This is a genomic window from Epilithonimonas tenax DSM 16811 (genome assembly GCF_000428485.1).
In the GTDB taxonomy this organism is placed as follows: domain Bacteria; phylum Bacteroidota; class Bacteroidia; order Flavobacteriales; family Weeksellaceae; genus Epilithonimonas; species Epilithonimonas tenax.
Genome location: NZ_AUAA01000061.1, coordinates 1 through 13,030 on the forward strand (window position 1 = coordinate 1; position 13,030 = coordinate 13,030).

The window sequence follows — 13,030 nt, forward strand, 5'->3', positions numbered from 1 at the left end:
ATCTAAACAACTGATATTCTGAATCTATCGATAAATATTCCGCAGAAATATTTATTGCAATGAGCTCTAAATCAGATAATTTTGGTTTAATTGGTTTGAAATAAAAATTTTCTTTGATGGTTAATTTTCTTAATTCCTTTAAAATAAAATCGTAAATTGCATCTAGGTTATTCATAACGTATTAGATTGATAGTCAATACAATATACGAAATTTTCGTATTATGAGTAACCTTTTTTATAATGCACTACGGGTATTTCATATTATTTTCTATATTTTTACAACCAAATAAAAAACGATAAACGATTATTTTAATTGAAAATTGATTTCAAATTTTTATTTGTAACTTTTATTAAAATATTTCGTTTTTTTGTAAATTGTTTATAATAAATTTAAAAATTAAAAAGTAAATTATGAAGAGTGCTTCTGAATCTGGTTATCATTTAGATGGAGTTGATAAAGAGATTGTTCACATGTTGATGGATAACGCTAAAACTTCTCTTGCACATATTTCCAAACATGTTGGTATTTCTACAACTGCCGTTCATCAAAGAATTAAAAAGTTAGAACTGGCTGGTGTTATAGAAAATTCTATATCTTTTCTTAATCCAAGAAAAATAGGCTATAAAGTGGTTTCTTACATCGGGGTTTTCCTGGAGCAGCCCAGTCATTATCAGGATGCTATTAAAAACCTGAACCTGGTCAACGAGGTGGTAGAGGCGCATTACACAACAGGGAATTACACGATTTTCCTAAAAGTACTCTGCAAGGATAATGACCACCTGATGGAAATTCTTAATAAGATCCAGAAATTGAAAGGGGTGACAAGAACAGAAACCTTTATTTCTTTGGAACAAAGCATTAGCAGACAGCTGAAAGTTTGACAAAAAATGATATAATCAAAAAAGGATGCCAGTTATTTGTATCCTTTTTTTAATTTTGTACTGATAGAAATGGCCTGCTCTTGGGCCGGTAATAAATTAAAATCTGGTTATGGAAATTAATCAATATTTAGACTCTACATATCTTAAAACTCCTGCACAATCTGGTTTAACAGAGGAGCAAACCTTGCAGAAAGTAAAAGAACTGACCAATGAAGCTATGACTTACCACTTCAAGGAAGTCATGATCCGCCCCAATTATGTGAAACTTATCAAGGACTATCTGGTGTCCAAAAACTCAGAAGTTCTGGTAGGAACGGTGATTGGTTTTCACGAAGGAACTTATACATTGGAGGAAAAGCTTGCCGAAGTCAACCAAGCTGTTTTGGATGGTGTAGATGAGTTGGATTATGTGATCAATTATGAGGCTTTTAAATCTGGCAAATTGGAGCTGGTTGAAAAAGAATTCATTGAAGGAACAAAGTTGGGATTGCATTTTGATAAAACTGTAAAATGGATCATAGAAATTGCTGCACTTACAGACCGTCAAATTGCGGATCTCACTGCCAACATCTGGAAGTGGGCTCAAGCTAACTTCGAAGAAAAAGACTATTCTAAGATCTTTGTAAAATCGTCCACAGGCTTTTATGTCACGGAAGGCGGTCAGCCAAACGGAGCCACTTTTGAAGGAGTCAAAATTATGCTGGACAACGCAGGTCAGCTTCCCGTAAAAGCAGCTGGCGGCGTAAAAACACCCGAAGATGCAGAAAAAATGATCATCTTAGGAATCCAAAGAATAGGAACTTCCGCTGCAAAAGCACTTCTTGAAGCAGGCGAAGCTGAAGCTGGATACTAAAGATTTTTGCTTGTAAATACAAAACCTCCCAGAGATTATGTTTCCGGGAGGTTTTTTGTAGGTTGCCGCATTTATTTTTTATTTCACAGAAGGTTCCCAGAGTTCAACCTTATGGCCGTCGGCATCCAAAATGTGAACAAATTTACCATAATCAGAATCCTCTATGTCATCCAGCACCGTAACCCCATTTTCCGTTAGGTTGTGCACGAGCCCTTCGATGTTCTGAACGCGGTAATTGATCATCAACTCCTTTTTTGATGGCGAGAAATAACTGCTGCCACTTTGGAAAGGACTCCATTGTGTAGAATGGATCTCATCTGGATCATTGATATTTCTGGATTCAAAAGTGGCGCCCCATTCTGTCACGTCAAAACCTAGATTCTTCTCGTACCAATCTCTGGTTTTCTCCGGATCATCGGAACCAAAGAAGATACCACCGATGCCGGTTACTTTTGGTGTTTTGTGTGCGTTTTCCATTTATTTTTTGATTTTTTTAGTACATCAAATGTAAATGTTTTATCTCAACAATTTATTCAGCCACCCAAACACTTACATTCCCAGCGGGACAAGGGAAATCTGCCCAGCCATTTTCATTAATATTGATTTTGTCCTGAAGATGTCCTGTGAAATCATAGAAAGTCTGTCCGGCATACCGTTTTCCAATCTCCATTGGTTTGTGGTAGGCTTCTTTATTACTGAGTACAACCGCACAACCAGAATGTTCATCGTCACCTTCACGGATCCAAGCCAGACAATGCGCATCTTCAAAATAATCTTTCTGATTACCATAAGCATAATCTCTTCTTGCCTTTATTAATTCTTCTATCGCATCTACTTTCTCAAGATGGATCTCATACGCCTTACCGTCTTTACCGTGATCCTTGTAGCTCGCTCCGTAAAGATCCGGATAGAAAACACAGGGGTAACCATCTTTCCGTAACAAGATCAAAGCATAGGCTAATGGTTTGAACCAGGTTTCTACTGGTGCTTCCAGAGCCTGAAGCGGCTGTGTATCGTGATTATCGACGACCGTTACGCTTTTGTCCGGATGAGACGCTGTTAATGTCTCGTTAAAAATTTGTCTCAAATCATAATCCGGCGTTTTAGATGCTGTATGCAGATTGTTCTGAAGGGAAGAATCGAAAAGACTCATGCAACCTTCTGTCGAATCGATATATGCTTCCAACAATGGTAAGAACCCGGGTGCCCAATATTCTCCAACGGCAAAGATGTCTTTACCTGTGTTTGATCTAAGCAGCGTGAGCCATTCTTTATAAAAATCTGGTGAGATGTGTTTCACGGCGTCTAATCGGACACCATCAAAATCCGTCAGGTCATGATACCATTTTGCCCAGTGATTCAGTTCTTCGCGTACGAAGGGATTCCGGTGTTCTATGTCATTGTACATCAGGTAATCATAGTTTCCCTTCTCATCGTCTATGATGTGATCCCATCCCTCACCAAAATCATTAATGATCCTGTAGATCCCGGGATCCATTCCTTCGGCATAATCTACACCTGTGAAGCATGTAAAGTCCCATTTGAAATTAGAATATTGATCGCCTCTTGCGGGAAAAGTGAATTTGGTAAAAGATTCTATCTCTACCACATCAGAGATGACTTTGTCCCGGTTGTTTTCGTCCACCTTTATCGCCTGGAATTTTTCTAGCTCATCGCCACCGGCTTTGTGATTCAGTACAACATCGGCAATGACCTGTATTTTTTTCTCTTTCAGTGCTTTGGTAGCGGCCAAATAGTCGTTTTTTGAGCCGTACTTGGTAGTGGTATTTCCTTTTTGGTCAAATTCTCCCAGGTCGAATAGGTCATAGGGATCATACCCTACGGAATAGCCACCCGTAATGCCTTTGTAAGCAGGCGGAAGCCACGCTGCGGTGATGCCCAGATCGGCAAGGTATTGAGAAGAATCTTTTACGTGTTTCCAGAGGAATGAGTCTCCTTCTGTGTACCAGTGGAAAAACTGGATCATAGTTCCGTTCATAAGAATGTAGATTTTTTCAGATTGTTTGATTTGATTTTTCAACTATAGAAAATATCAAGCCAAGGAAGGTGCGACAATGATTGGTTTTCCAATAAATAGATTTATAGACGAAGTGGCAACCTGCAAATCAATCGTTGTCAAACGCCTCGAAGGGGATTTTCAGCTGTACGGAGACGTGTTTTTTTTCTTCGGTATTGAGGTTGGATAACGATAGTCCTAGCAGCCGGATGGCTTTATCAAAAGGTCTCAGTTCCCAAAGTTGTTTTGCAGTGTTGTAGCATTTCTCCGCATTTTCAAAATAGTGATCTTGCGTTTTGCTTCTTGTGTAGAGTGTGAAGTCTTTGTATTTGATCTTCAGGGTGAGCGTTTTGCCTTTGACTTCTCTTTTACTGATACGTTCTTCCAATTCCAGACTTAGAGATTTCAGTTTTTGATCGATCTCTTCATCTTCATTGATATCGTCCCAGAATGTTCTTTCCACGGCAACACTTTTCTGGATTCTGTTGGGTTTCACTTCGCCATTGTGGATGCCACGAACGACATTGTAATAATAGCTTCCGGATTTTCCGAAGTGCTTTTCCAGTTCGTCCAGAGATTTGGCTTTCAGGTCAGAACCTTTGAAGATGTGTAAGGTGTGCATTTTATTGGCGGTCACTTTGCCCACGCCATAGAATTTCTCGATCGGGAGGTTTTCCAAAAACCCATCAATCTTGGTGGGATGTATGGTTTTCTGTCCATTTGGTTTGTTGATGTCGGAGGCCACTTTTGCCAGAAATTTGTTGACGGAAATGCCGGCCGAAGCCGTAAGCCCAGTTTCTTCAAAAATCTGTTTTCTAATTTCTCTGGCGATATCGTTGGCAGATTCTATGTTTTTTTTGTTTTCGGTAACATCCAGGTAGGCTTCGTCCAAGGAAAGCGGTTCTACAAGATCTGTGTATTCGTGGAAAATCTTTCTGATCTTGACAGATATTTCTTTGTACCGTTGGAATCTCGGTTTTACAAAGATGAGATGTGGACATCTTTCTCTGGCTGTTTTGCTGGGCATTGCAGATTTTACGCCAAATTTCCTTGCTTCATAACTCGCGGCCGCCACTACACCACGGTGGCCACCACCAACGGCAATGGCTTTGCCACGCAAACTTGGATCGTCGAGTTGCTCTACGGAGGCATAGAAAGCATCCATATCTACATGGATTATTTTGCGCTGAGGTTGCATGAGATGGAATAGAATTGAGATTTATAGGTCAGGATTTTTAATTCATAATTTCTGATTTTCCGCCAGGAGTAATCCATTGCAGACACTTTATATTTCTTGGTTAAGTTTATGCCTTTGGGTATCTTAAAAAAGGCAAGTCAGTCAAATTCTTTATTTGACCTTATGTTAAAATAAACAAGATGACGAATAGCGGATATCCATATTGACGTATAAAAATGATTACAACAAATTGAGTCAAAAAAAATCCCGAAAATATTCGGGACGGTCATGTTATTTGGTGAGCTTGTCTATCGTAGATTGTATTTCTGGATCATCTGGTGTGATCGCATAATATTTTGCAATTGCTGATTTCTGATCTACCACAATGTACCGAGGAATCCAGTTGAGGTCCACGTCATTATTGAAATCATTTTTCCAGCCGGATGCAAACCAATAGTTCTCTTTGTCTGTCATCTGGAATCTGTCCAGGCTTTTCAAAAATCCGTCCTGCGATCTTTCCAGAGAAAGAAAAACGAAATTGACATTAGGGTTGTTGGCTTCCAGCTCTTTGGCCTTCGGTAACGCTTTGAGACAGTCTTTGCACCAGCCTGCCCAGAAATCTAAGATGACTATTTTGCCCTTGTGCTGTTTCAGGATCTCGTTGATAGAAATCTCTTTCCCACTTTTATCCTGTAATTTCTGAGCTAAGGCTTCTATGGAAAATTTGGTTTTCAAGACCTTTGGAACTTGCTGAGAAAATCCAAATTGGAAAACCATTAATAAGAAATAAATTAAAATCCTCTTCATTTTTTTAAATTTTGATGAACGAAGTTATGAAATAATAACGAATTGAGCTTAGAGTTTGGTTTTGCTGTCAAAAACCAAAGTCACTGGGCCGTCATTGTTCAAAGACACTTTCATATCTGCACCAAAGATGCCGCTTTCTATTTTGAGTCCGGAAGTTTTCAGCTCGTCTTTAAAATAATCAAATAGCTGGATGGCTTTGTCTGGTTTTGCAGCTTTGATGTAGGAAGGGCGGTTTCCTTTTTTATAATCGGATATTAGGGTAAACTGGCTGATGCATAAGATTTCGCCATTGGTATCTTTTACAGAATGGTTCATTTTTCCATCTTCATCCGAGAAAACGCGCACATCCAGAATTTTTTTCACCAGCCAATCGGCGTCTGATGTTTCATCGTTTTCATCTACGCCGACTAATAGCATCAATCCGGCGCCTATTTTTCCCACCATTTCGCCATCAACTTTGACATGGGCATCGGAAACACGTTGGAGTACAATTTTCATAATTGCAATAAAAATTAGTTATAGATAGACAAGGAGTTGGAATTCGAGTCGTAACTGTAGGCATAGGTCTTAGGGGCTATTTTTGCAACACTGTTGTTACCAGGCTGTCCGGTGATGAGTATCCATTCTGATTTGTCTTTCGGACAATAGACCGTGGTGTCATTTTTGACTTCCAGCGTGGTGTCTGTATCGGGACAGATGTGTGGTGCATTTCTATCATAGACTTTGAACCCACTGCTGATTCTAACGACAATCAATCCTCTTGATCCAGAGCCCACCTCATTGATATACACCCAACCGCCAACATTTTGCAGTTTGTAATAGGAAGGCAGAGTGAGATTTAATTGAACGGAGATTGCAGAATTGGGAAAACAGCTGACGGTTTCGTTCCTTTCGCTGCAGGAATTAGTGAAAGTTAATAAACTGAAAGCCAGCAATAATGTGAAAGTAGATATGTTTTTTTTAATTTTCATTTGAAAATAAATTATATATTTGTAAACTCAATTCGAGACAAAATAGTATCCGGCAAAGGTCGGATTATTTTTTTATACAAACGATAAATTTTATTGTTATGAACTACGTAACCAAAGAAGGTTTGGACAAAATGAAGTCTGAACTAGAACAACTTGAAACCATAGAAAGACCAAAAATAACGCAGCAAATAGCTGAAGCAAGAGATAAAGGTGACCTGTCGGAAAATGCAGAGTATGATGCTGCAAAAGAAGCACAAGGTATGCTGGAAATGAGAATTTCTAAACTGAAAGATATTGTCTCCACTTCAAAGATTATTGATGTTACCCAGTTGGATCTTAGCAAAGTGTCTATCCTTACAACTGTAAGACTGAAGAATAATGCGACGAAAGGCGAGCAGAAATTCACTCTGGTTCCTGATAACGAAAGTGATATCAAGTCCGGAAGAATCTCGGTAAATACGCCAATTGCCAAAGGCCTTTTGGGGAAAGTAGTAGGTGAAACTGCTGATATCGTTTTGCCCAACGGTAACAAACTTTCTTTTGAAGTGTTAGAAATTTCTTTGTAAAAAAATAGATCAAATTGGTTTGATAATTGCTGGGTTTTGGCAATTCAATTTTTAAGGTTATGAGCAGTATTTTTTCTAAAATCATCAGTGGCGAAATAGAAAGTTACAAAGTGGCAGAGGACGAAAAGCATATCGCTTTTCTAGATGCAATGCCATTGGTAAAAGGTCATACTTTGGTAGTCCCAAAAAAGGAAACAGATCTTATATTTGATCTGGATTCTGAGGATTACAAAGAGCTATGGGCTTTTACACAGGATATTGCAAAGCAAATCAAGAAAGCGGTTCCTTGCAAAAGAGTGGGAATTGCAGTAGTTGGTTTGGAAGTGCCACACGCGCACATTCATCTTGTACCGCTCAACAGTATAGATGATCTTAATTTTAAAAATGCAAGATTGAAATTAAGCCCGGAAGAATACAGACAAATTCAACAAACCATAATCAGTGCATAAAAGAAGTTTCAGACTTCTTTTTTTTAATTAACAGAATTCAAGATATTTATGAATCCAAATCAATGTTCATTTTGCGGAAGAAAAAAGAATGAAGTGCAAATTCTAATTTCCGGTCAGAATGGCTTTATATGCGAAAATTGTATAGAACAAGCACACCTCATTGTGAAAGACAGTGCAGCAGTGCCTACGGAAGCCTCCATGGCGTCGTCTCTCGAAGAATTGAAAAAACCAAGAGAGATAAAAGCTTTCTTGGATGAATACGTGATTGGGCAAGATCAGGCTAAAAAACAGTTGTCAATTGCTGTTTATAATCATTATAAAAGAATACTTCACGCGCAGGACGAAAATCGTGAGGTGGAGATCGAAAAGTCCAATATCATTATGATTGGCGAAACAGGGACTGGGAAAACATTGTTGGCGAAAACCATTGCCAAGCAACTGAATGTCCCTTTCTGTATCGTGGACGCTACAATTCTTACAGAGGCTGGTTATGTAGGAGAAGATGTAGAAAGTATTCTTTCCAGGCTTCTGATGGTAGCAGATTATGATGTGGAAAGAGCAGAGAAAGGGATTGTTTTCATCGATGAAATTGATAAAATCGCAAGAAAATCCGATAATCCAAGTATTACAAGAGACGTTTCTGGTGAAGGTGTCCAGCAGGGATTGCTGAAGCTTTTGGAAGGCAGTATTGTGAATGTACCGCCGCAAGGAGGCCGTAAGCATCCGGATCAGAAATATATTCAGGTCAATACTCAGAATATTCTTTTCATTGCTGGTGGTGCTTTTGATGGCATGATAGAGATTATTGAAAGAAGACTTAACAAGCAGGCGATAGGTTTTTCAAAAGATAAATTAGAAAAAACTGATGATGCAGATTACATCCTCAGTCAGATCAATGCCATAGATCTTAAAAGTTTCGGCCTGATCCCTGAGCTACTGGGAAGATTTCCGATCATTACTTATCTTGAGAAACTCACGAAAGAGGTCTTGGTAAGGATTATGAAAGAACCAAAAAATTCCATCATAAATCAATTTACAGAACTTTTCAAAATGGATAATGTAAGTCTGGAATTTACAGACAATGCCATTGCGGAAATTGTAGAAGATACGATGAGTAAAGGGTTAGGAGCTAGAGGATTGCGGGGTACGACAGAAAAAGTATTGGAGGATTATATGTTTAATATTGAAAACAATGAGAAAGTTACAATAGAGTCAATATTATAAAATCTTTAATAATGATATTATTTTTTTTTAATTATTTAAAAAATTATATCTTTGCATAATAAACACACAAATTATATGAACACGATGACAAAAAAATTATTTTTAGTAAATTCATTGCTATTCTACGGTTGTGCCTTTTCACAGGTGCTTACCTATGTCGGAAATTCTGCTTTAGTAACGATCCAATCACAGACTTTATTTTATAATGGTGGTGGGCTTCAAACTGCAGGAAACGCCATTGTTAACAATTCCGGGAACGTAATGATAAGTGGTACAGCTACTGGAGTAGCTGCGACAGAGCCAAAAATTGACCTAGGTACAAGTGCTAATTTTAATATAAGACTAGCTTCTATTACAGATTATGGGCAGTTATATATAACAGGTGTTACACAAGGTAATATCACTGGAAAGGTCAACAAAGAATATACTGCAGACTACGTTAATGGTACAACTGGAAGACAACAGACCGGATTGCCATTCTTCAACTTTACTTATGCAGATCTAAAAAACGCTTTTGGAAATGGAAATCTTAATCTGACCAATGGCGGAAACACTTTGTCAGGAAGATTCAACCCAAGTTCAGTATTCAAGTGGAATAATGAAAGGGCACGTTTTGATCAGATTGTAGGCGGTGCTGATACAGATGTGATTGGTGGGCCTATGAATTATTATATCCTTCCAAGAAGAAGAGCTGATAATACCTATTTCTGGGTGCCAAATACAGAGAAAAAGACCTTTACAGGAACTCCTGCCTCTGATTTGACCGTTTCAAATGTAGAAATGAACTTATACGGCGGTTATGCTGGTAGTTTTGGTTACAATGGTAGTGCTGCTAATTATTTTGGAGAAAGATATTATAGTTACTTAGATGATCCATTTAGACTCAAACAGCCAACTTGGGCTGCAGATTATGGTTTGAACTTGTATCAGCTCGCCAACCCATTTCTTACCAATATTGATTTGAAGTTTATAGCAACAGCTGAGGGAGGTCTTGCAAGTGATGGTAATTATATTCCCAATATTGAAGGCATAGCTTATTATACTTCTGGTCAGATCACCAATAATTTCAGTGGGACTTCATACGGAATGAATTTTATTGCCGCAAAAACATCAGGAGGTGCTTTTCAAGCGGGTGATATTACCCCCAACAGGTTGGTAATAAAACCAATGGGTGAGTTTATGTTAAAATTAAGTGACAACTCAGGTACCACCCAAAAGATTAACCTTGCAAAGACAAGAAGATTCAAAGGCACTTCTAGGGCTGATGGTGTAGCATATTCAGTTTCAGCTGCTAAAAATGCGACCGAAGATAATGGGATCCCCGCAGATAAGATTGTAAAACAGGTTGCGGTTGTAATGTATGATCTTGACGGATCTGAAATTGAAAGAACGTATTATGCCGTAGCACCGTCTGCTACAACGGGTTATAATCCAGTAACGACTTTGTTGCAAGCTTATTCTCCTAATGATAAAAAAATATACACCAAAGAAGAAAACTCCAATGGTGGCGAAAATATCAACTATCCAGATAAGCTTTACATCAATGAAGCTAATGAAACAGATTTTAAATCAAAAGAAATTCCTCTTTATGTGAATTATCCAGATCAGCCATATCAGTTGAAATTTGAAGTGTATGAGAAAGGAGAAAGAGTAGCTTCTGAAGGCTTATCCAATGGTAAGAGTTTTTATTTTAAAAATCCACAAGGGCAATTCGTTAAAATTGTAGATGGTGAAGGTGTTTCTTTAACTGGATCACAGAATTTGGGTTTATATTATGAAATGCCTGAAGGTGGTACATTGGGAACAGATAATGTCAATACTTCGCAAACTATTATTGCTAAGAAAGATGGTCAATGGGTCGTAAGATTTGCCAAAAACTGGACTAAAGCAAGTGTTGAAGTGTATTCTGTAGCTGGACAGCTTTTGAACTCAAAGTCGATGATCTCTACAGGTTCAGATTATACCATTCCACTCAACTACCAATCAAAAAGTGTTTTCTTGGTGAAAGCAGTATCTGATAAAGGGGAAGTTGTAATCAAAAAAATTAATAATTAAACACAAAAATATGATGATGAATATTTTAGTAAAGAAAACTTATTACATACTGTTTTTATTGGCAGGTGTACTAAGTTTTGCTCAATCTGTACCACCGCCACCGGAAAATCCGGAATCTGGAGATATTGGTGGTTATCCCGCATCTCCGATAGATGAGTACACCTTAATTTTGTTTCTCGCAGCAGTAAGTTTGATTGTTATAGTTGCGTTCAAGCAAAAACAAAGAATTTTAGAATAAAAAAAATATTTTAATAATTTAAACCCACTTTTTAGTGGGTTTTTTTTATTTTTACTTTATGAAAAAAGTATTATTCACGTGCAGTATGCTTTGGTCTGCATTCACATTTGCACAATTCGGTGTTAAGGTTAGCATTCCCGCATATTTATCAGATTCAGAGGTATATTTATACGGTTTTAACGGATCCAAAGAGATCCTATACGCCAAAGCCAAAACTTCCGGTAACACGGCATCTTTTAAAGTCGATAAGAAATATGTGGGCATGATGAGAGCCTTTTTTCAGAAATCTAATTCATCTGTGAATATGGTTGCAGAAAACAAGGATATTAGCTTCAAAATTGAATTAGATTCTAAGAATAAGATTGCTAATGTGGCTTTTGAAGATCAGGTCAATCAACTTTTCAGTAATGAAATTGAACTTCAAAAAAAACAGGATCTGATCCTTCCTGCATTGATACAGATCAAAGAGTATTACAAGCCGTCTGATCAATTTTTTAAATCTTTGGATAGTGAGATTGGTTTGCTGTCAAAGACTGATGTGAAGCAGTATGAATCACACCCTTTTCTAGATTATTATCAGAAGAATCAGAAATATTCTGTTCAGGAGAAAGCAACAGAGTTAAAGCCTGAAGATTTCATTAATTTCTATTCAAAATCCGGTGAATATCTAGAAACTTCTACCATTCTAAAACCGTCCCTTATCAATTTTCTTAATGTTTCGAAATCCAATGTGGAAGCCAGTGTAGATAAATTGTTGGAAGCTGTTAATCTTGAAACACCTAGAGGACAGACTATTTTATCTGAACTTATAGAGATATTTAACAGTTACAGTATGGATAAGCTTAAAGATAAATATCTGACACAAGCCAATCATCTAAAATGTACCATCAACGACAGATTGGCCTCCACGATCAAAGCGAGCAAGAACACGGAGCTTGGCGCCAAGATGCCTAATAATCGTTTCGTAAATCCTATTCATAGCAAAGCTAAATCTCTTTATGATATCAAGGCTTCCAAGAAGATCGTCGTTTTCTGGTCTTCTACGTGTTCGCACTGTGAGGCCGAATTACCGAAGCTTCTAGAAAAATATGAGACGCTAAAAGCACAGAACATAGAGATCGTTGGATTTTCTTTGGATAGTAATTTGGATGAGTTTAGGAACAAAGCTAATCTCTATCCGTGGATCAATGATTCTGAAGGAAAGGGTTGGTACAGCTCTTATGGTGAAACTTATAACATTGTTGCAACACCAACTTATTTTGTGTTAGATGCTGATAATAAAATCATTAGCAAGCCTAATCACGTAGGTGATGTATTAGATTACTTAAAAGTTAATTAAAAATTTGTGGAAATGTAAAATATCCCTATATTTGCACCACAAAAATGGCGAGGTAGCTCAGTTGGTTAGAGCGCAGGATTCATAACCCTGAGGTCACGGGTTCAATTCCCGTCTTCGCTACAAGAAAACTCTCTTCTTTTAAATAAGAAGAGAGTTTTTTATTTTGGTTTTGTCTGATTTCAAGTGTTGCTCCAGATAGAGATAATAGGGATCAATTCCAAAACTTGGGGGCTAGGCAAAAAGCTTAGACAACCTAAACAAGAAAAATGCTTTATCCCGCACACCTCTTAGTTGCAATCTGAAGTTTTTTATTTTAGCATTGAATGACTCGGCGGAAGCATTGGTACTTCTTCTCTCAAAATAATTGAGAATGTCTTTGTAATGGATCATTATGGTTTTCCTGAGTACTGAGAAAGATTTAAATCCTGATTCTTCCACTTCTTTAAACCAAT

General features: G+C 37.7%; 15 protein-coding genes, 1 tRNA gene and 1 pseudogene. 9 read left to right on the forward strand and 8 right to left on the reverse strand.

Going from position 1 to position 13,030, the window contains the following annotated elements:
* Positions 1 to 175: pseudogene (locus F564_RS21310) on the reverse strand (IS982 family transposase); the annotation flags it as partial.
* A 236-nt stretch (positions 176 to 411) separates the two neighbouring features.
* On the opposite strand from F564_RS21310, the gene F564_RS0116450 reads away from it, so the two are divergent.
* Both F564_RS0116450 and deoC read left to right on the forward strand, forming a co-directional pair.
* Positions 412 to 882 carry an Lrp/AsnC ligand binding domain-containing protein gene (locus F564_RS0116450; RefSeq protein ID WP_028123574.1) on the forward strand — a complete coding sequence of 157 codons (471 nt, stop codon included), beginning with the start codon at positions 412 to 414 and terminating at the stop codon, positions 880 to 882.
* A 109-nt stretch (positions 883 to 991) separates the two neighbouring features.
* Positions 992 to 1,735, forward strand: a complete 744-nt coding sequence (gene deoC / locus F564_RS0116455; protein WP_028123575.1) for a deoxyribose-phosphate aldolase — start codon at positions 992 to 994, stop codon at positions 1,733 to 1,735.
* A 78-nt stretch (positions 1,736 to 1,813) separates the two neighbouring features.
* Here the strand turns inward: deoC and F564_RS0116460 are convergent, their stop codons facing one another.
* From F564_RS0116460 to F564_RS0116485, 6 genes are all read right to left on the reverse strand, one after another.
* Positions 1,814 to 2,212: a VOC family protein gene (locus F564_RS0116460; protein ID WP_028123576.1), complete on the reverse strand. Its 399-nt coding sequence runs from the start codon at positions 2,210 to 2,212 to the stop codon at positions 1,814 to 1,816.
* A 52-nt stretch (positions 2,213 to 2,264) separates the two neighbouring features.
* Complete coding sequence (locus F564_RS0116465; protein WP_228373923.1) at positions 2,265 to 3,776, reverse strand: alpha-amylase; 1,512 nt, start codon at positions 3,774 to 3,776, stop codon at positions 2,265 to 2,267.
* Positions 3,777 to 3,861: 85 nt separating this feature from the next.
* Entirely contained in the window at positions 3,862 to 4,950 is a 1,089-nt protein-coding gene (dinB, locus tag F564_RS0116470) for a DNA polymerase IV (RefSeq protein ID WP_028123578.1), read from the reverse strand.
* Between the two features lie 270 nt (positions 4,951 to 5,220).
* Positions 5,221 to 5,736 (reverse strand): TlpA family protein disulfide reductase, encoded by a 516-nt coding sequence (locus F564_RS0116475; protein WP_028123579.1) that lies wholly within the window; start codon positions 5,734 to 5,736, stop codon positions 5,221 to 5,223.
* 48 nt (positions 5,737 to 5,784) lie between these two features.
* Positions 5,785 to 6,234 carry a D-aminoacyl-tRNA deacylase gene (dtd, locus tag F564_RS0116480; protein ID WP_028123580.1) on the reverse strand — a complete coding sequence of 150 codons (450 nt, stop codon included), beginning with the start codon at positions 6,232 to 6,234 and terminating at the stop codon, positions 5,785 to 5,787.
* Positions 6,235 to 6,248: 14 nt separating this feature from the next.
* On the reverse strand, positions 6,249 to 6,707 hold the full coding sequence (locus F564_RS0116485) for a hypothetical protein (RefSeq protein ID WP_034981876.1): 459 nt from the start codon (positions 6,705 to 6,707) through the stop codon (positions 6,249 to 6,251).
* A 98-nt stretch (positions 6,708 to 6,805) separates the two neighbouring features.
* On the opposite strand from F564_RS0116485, the gene greA reads away from it, so the two are divergent.
* The 7 genes from greA (at position 6,806) to F564_RS0116520 (ending at position 12,698) form a co-directional block, all read left to right on the forward strand.
* On the forward strand, positions 6,806 to 7,273 hold the full coding sequence (gene greA, locus F564_RS0116490; protein WP_028123582.1) for a transcription elongation factor GreA: 468 nt from the start codon (positions 6,806 to 6,808) through the stop codon (positions 7,271 to 7,273).
* Positions 7,274 to 7,332: 59 nt separating this feature from the next.
* A complete protein-coding gene (locus F564_RS0116495; protein WP_028123583.1) occupies positions 7,333 to 7,722 on the forward strand; it encodes an HIT family protein in 390 nt (129 codons plus the stop codon).
* A 48-nt stretch (positions 7,723 to 7,770) separates the two neighbouring features.
* A complete protein-coding gene (gene clpX / locus F564_RS0116500) occupies positions 7,771 to 8,946 on the forward strand; it encodes an ATP-dependent Clp protease ATP-binding subunit ClpX (protein ID WP_028123584.1) in 1,176 nt (391 codons plus the stop codon).
* 75 nt (positions 8,947 to 9,021) lie between these two features.
* Positions 9,022 to 11,001: a hypothetical protein gene (locus F564_RS0116505; protein ID WP_028123585.1), complete on the forward strand. Its 1,980-nt coding sequence runs from the start codon at positions 9,022 to 9,024 to the stop codon at positions 10,999 to 11,001.
* Positions 11,002 to 11,017: 16 nt separating this feature from the next.
* Entirely contained in the window at positions 11,018 to 11,239 is a 222-nt protein-coding gene (locus F564_RS0116510) for a hypothetical protein (protein ID WP_154656905.1), read from the forward strand.
* A 58-nt stretch (positions 11,240 to 11,297) separates the two neighbouring features.
* A complete protein-coding gene (locus F564_RS0116515; protein ID WP_028123587.1) occupies positions 11,298 to 12,578 on the forward strand; it encodes a peroxiredoxin family protein in 1,281 nt (426 codons plus the stop codon).
* 46 nt (positions 12,579 to 12,624) lie between these two features.
* A tRNA-Met gene (locus F564_RS0116520) sits at positions 12,625 to 12,698 on the forward strand.
* A 111-nt stretch (positions 12,699 to 12,809) separates the two neighbouring features.
* Here the strand turns inward: F564_RS0116520 and F564_RS19545 are convergent.
* Positions 12,810 to 13,030: transposase (locus F564_RS19545; RefSeq protein WP_034981877.1), on the reverse strand; the 221-nt coding region annotated here is incomplete at its 5' end.